Here is a 3,809-nt window from a genome sequence, read left to right as displayed (position 1 = left end):
AAACCTCGGAGAGGCTGTCTCAATGGTTATGGAGGAAACTCTATTTCACTCGCGGAGATATGGACATGAGCAGCATCTTGCGATTCCTGGGCAGCGCGATCGGCATCATCTTCCTGATCGGGTTATTGGTCGTGATCGGGATTCTTATGCTCATTTTCTGATCGGAGCGTCGCATGCGGAAATTTAGGCACCTTCGGTTCGGGATTGTGGCCGGGGTGCTGTCCGTCGTGGCGGGCTTGAATGTGACGGCTAGGGAGTTCGTGCCTCCCTCCGCGCCCGATACCGGCGCTCGCCCGCCGATTACGGAGGAGCCCAGCGCTTTGCCGACGGTCCTGATCGTGCCCGGATCGTTCAGCGCCGAGCGGGTCGCCGACGGTTGCTGGGTGCAGTTCTACACGGGCGACCGTTTTACCGGAATTCAACTGAACATCGTCGGCCCGGTCGAGATGCGCACCATGAAAGGTCCGTTCGGCGCCCGCTGGACCGGCCTGGAAAGCGTCATAGTCGGACCGCGCGCCCAGGTAACCGCCTTCGACGACGAAGACTTCGAGGACCATAGCCTGTCGTTCGAACCAGGACAGCAAATCCCCGACTTGGGGGAAAGACGGGGACGCAGCGGGCTGGGGATTTTCGAAGATATCAAGTCGCTGCGGGTGACTTGTTTGCCGCGCCGCTGATGCGGCGAATGGCACGGCGTTCGGCGCATGAAACGGAGAGCGCGTTCGGCAGGGGGGGGCGATGGCGGATCTTGGTAGGACTCGCCGTTCTGGCTGTCTTGGCGTTGGTCGCTTATTGGCTCTGGTCGCAGATTGTCGGTAAACGCGGACCGGCTGAACCGTTCGAGATCCCTCCCGTCACCGTGACGGCAGCCCGTGCCGAGCCGGAGATCTGGCGGACCGAGTTGGACGCCATCGGCAACCTCGTCGCCGTGCACGGGGTGCAAGTGACCACCGAGGTGGCGGGCATGGTGGAAACCATCGGGTTCGAATCGGGCGCCGAAGTGGAGCAGGGCGCGACCCTGGTGCAATTCAAGACCGATGTGGACCTGGCGCGGCTGGAGCGCCTCGAGGCCGAGGCCGAACAGGCGCGCCGCGATCTGGCTAGGTTCCGCGAACTGGCGCAGCGGCGCTTCGTATCTCAATCCGAACGGGAGCAGGCGGCGACCCGGGTGGAAACCTTTGAAGCCCAGGTTAGGGAACAGCGGGTCCTGATCGGCAAAAAGCGGATCGAGGCACCGTTCAGCGGGGTTCTCGGACTCCGTTACGTCAATCTGGGACAATATCTTGAACCCGGACAGGCCGTGGTCGATTTGCAGTCGATCGCCCCCATCTACACGGATTTCACCTTACCCGGACGTCATTACGGCGTTATCGGACCGGGACTGCCCGTCCGGGTGCGGGTCGACGCCTACCCCGATCAGGTTTTCGAAGGCGAAATCAGCGCGGTCAGCCCGCAGATCGACCGGGAAACCCATAATTTCAGCGTGCGCGCGACGCTGCCCAACCGCGAACGCCTGCTCCGGCCGGGCATGTTCACCGACGCGGTCGTGACGCTTCCCGACGAGCGCCGGGTGCTGGCAGTTCCCAACACGGCGATCAGCTACAGCCCGTACGGCGACGTCGTGTTCGTGATACGGGAAGGGGGCGGGGCGGCTCCGGCACTGCCGGCCGGCGGTGCCGACGATAGCGGAAATCCGGACGATTCGGCGGTTTCTTCCGCTCGGGCTCCGGACCAGCGTATCCATCGGGTCCAACGGGTTTTTGTCACCACCGGCGAGCGCCGGGGTTTGCGCGTCGAAATCCTGAAGGGCGTCGCGCCCGGCGACCGGGTGGTCACATCGGGTCAGCTCAAGCTCAGCGACGGGGCGCGGGTGCTCATCTCGGACCGGGACGTGCTGCCGGAAGTCGACCCCATACCGAAGGGACCGTGATGGGCGGCTTTACCGATCTCTTCATCAAGCGGCCGGTGCTGGCCTCGGTGGTCAGCCTGGTGATTCTGATGCTGGGATTGAGGGCGATTCAGTCCCTCAATGTCCGCGAGTATCCCGAAACCTACTCCTCGGTCATCACCATTTCGACCCCTTATTTCGGCGCCGACGCGGAACTGGTCAGAGGATTCATCACCACGCCCCTGGAACAGGCCATCGCCACCGCCGAGGGCATCGACTATCTCGAATCCACCAGCGTCCAGGGTACCAGCACCATCCGGGCGAGGCTTTTGCTCAATTACGATCCCAACGCCGCGGTGGCCCAGATCATCACCAAGATCAACCAAGTGCGGAACCAGTTGCCGCCCGGCAGCGAGGACCCCATCGTCACCGTCACTCCGGGCGAGCCGACCGCCGCCATGTACATCGCCTTTTACAGCGAGGTGCTGGAACGCAACCAGGTGACCGATTATCTCAACCGCGCCGTTCGGCCGCGCCTGGAGACCCTGGTCGGCGTTCAGGAGGCGCCGGTCCTGGGCGGGCAGACGGTGGCCATGCGCATCTGGCTGGACCCGAAGCGCATGGCGGCATTCCGGGTCACGCCGACAGACGTCCGCGCGGCGCTCGAGGCCAACAACTTCATCGCGGCGGTGGGATCGACCAAGGGAGCGACCCTCTCGATCTCGCTGGATGCCGCGACCAACCTGCATTCGGTGGAGGAGTTCGAGCGGCTGGTGGTGCGGGAGGACAACGGCGCGCTGATCCGGTTGCGGGACGTGGCGGAGGTGTCCCTGGGTGCCGAATCGTACGAAACCTCGGTGTATTTCGACGGGGTTCCGGGAGTGTTCATCGCCGTGGAAGCGGCGCCCACGGCCAATACCCTGGACACGGCGGCGCGCGTGCGCGAAGTCTTTCCCGATATCCAGCGGCAATTGCCCGCGGGCATCCGCGGCGTCATCGTCTACGACAGCACCGACTTCATCCGCGACTCGATGCGCGAGGTGCTGGTTTCGCTGGCCGAGGCGCTGAGCATCGTGACCGGGGTCATCTACCTGTTCCTGGGATCGGCCCGCGCCGCGCTGGTGCCCGCCGTGGCCATGCCGCTGTCGCTGGTGGGCTCGCTGTTCCTGATCCTGGTCATGGGGTTCACCATCAATCTCCTGACCCTCTTGGCGCTGATCCTTGCCATCGGCATGGTGGTGGACGACGGCATCGTCATCGTGGAGAACGTCCACCGCCACATGGAGGAGGGCAAGAGCAGGTTCGAGGCCGCCCTCGAAAGCGGGCGCGAATTGGCGGCGCCCATCGTCGCCATGAACATCGTGGTGGTGGCGGTGTATGCGCCCATAGGCTTCATGACCGGGCTCACCGGAAATCTCTTCACCGAGTTCGCCTTCACGGTGGTCGGGGCGACGCTGATCTCGGGCGTCGTCGGCCTGACCCTGTCGTTCATGCTGTGCTCCAAGCTGCTCAGGCGGGAAACCGGGAAACGCGGGCTCAGCCGCCGGGTGGACGCAGGCTTCGGATGGGTGGCCGAGCGTTACGGCCGCCTCCTCCATTACACTTTGGAGCAGCGCTGGTTGGTGCTGCTGTTCGGAGGCGTCGTACTGGTCGCCTGCTTTTTTCTGTATACCGCCGCCGAGGACGAGCTGGCGCCGACGGAAGACCAAGGCTTTCTCATCGTGCAGGCCACCGCCGATCCCAACGTCTCCATCGACTACCTGGAACGCTGGACCGGCCGGGTCGGCGAGATCATTCAGGATTTCGACGCCACCGACCATTCGTTCGTCATCAACGGCGTGGCGCCGGGCGGAGGCGGGGTGGGCAGCGCCTATCAGGCTTTCGCCGGCATGTCGATGAAGGACTGGGAGGAGCGGGAGCA

Annotated in this window: 3 protein-coding genes; all 3 read left to right on the top strand. The window is 64.2% G+C overall.

The features are described from left to right. Positions 1-173: 173 nt before the first annotated feature. Positions 174-677 carry a hypothetical protein gene (locus ABJK70_RS21610; RefSeq protein ID WP_347259089.1) on the top strand — a complete coding sequence of 168 codons (504 nt, stop codon included), beginning with the start codon at positions 174-176 and terminating at the stop codon, positions 675-677. 8 nt (positions 678-685) lie between these two features. Next, complete coding sequence (locus ABJK70_RS21605; RefSeq protein WP_347259088.1) at positions 686-1,930, top strand: efflux RND transporter periplasmic adaptor subunit; 1,245 nt, start codon at positions 686-688, stop codon at positions 1,928-1,930. Beyond that, positions 1,930-3,809, top strand: a 1,880-nt coding sequence (locus ABJK70_RS21600; protein WP_347259087.1) for an efflux RND transporter permease subunit, incomplete at its 3' end; no start/stop codon positions are given. The genes ABJK70_RS21605 and ABJK70_RS21600, both read left to right, overlap by 1 nt.

Origin of the sequence: Methylocaldum sp., from assembly GCF_039794385.1 — a bacterium.
Taxonomy (GTDB): Bacteria; Pseudomonadota; Gammaproteobacteria; order Methylococcales; family Methylococcaceae; genus Methylocaldum.
This window is presented reverse-complemented; position numbering and strand designations above follow the sequence as displayed.

Coding starts and splice junctions, on each gene's coding strand:
- ABJK70_RS21610 (WP_347259089.1), top strand. CDS start 174: ATGCGGAAATTTAGGCACCTTCGGTTCGGGATTGTGGCCGGGGTGCTG.
- ABJK70_RS21605 (WP_347259088.1), top strand. CDS start 686: ATGGCACGGCGTTCGGCGCATGAAACGGAGAGCGCGTTCGGCAGGGGG.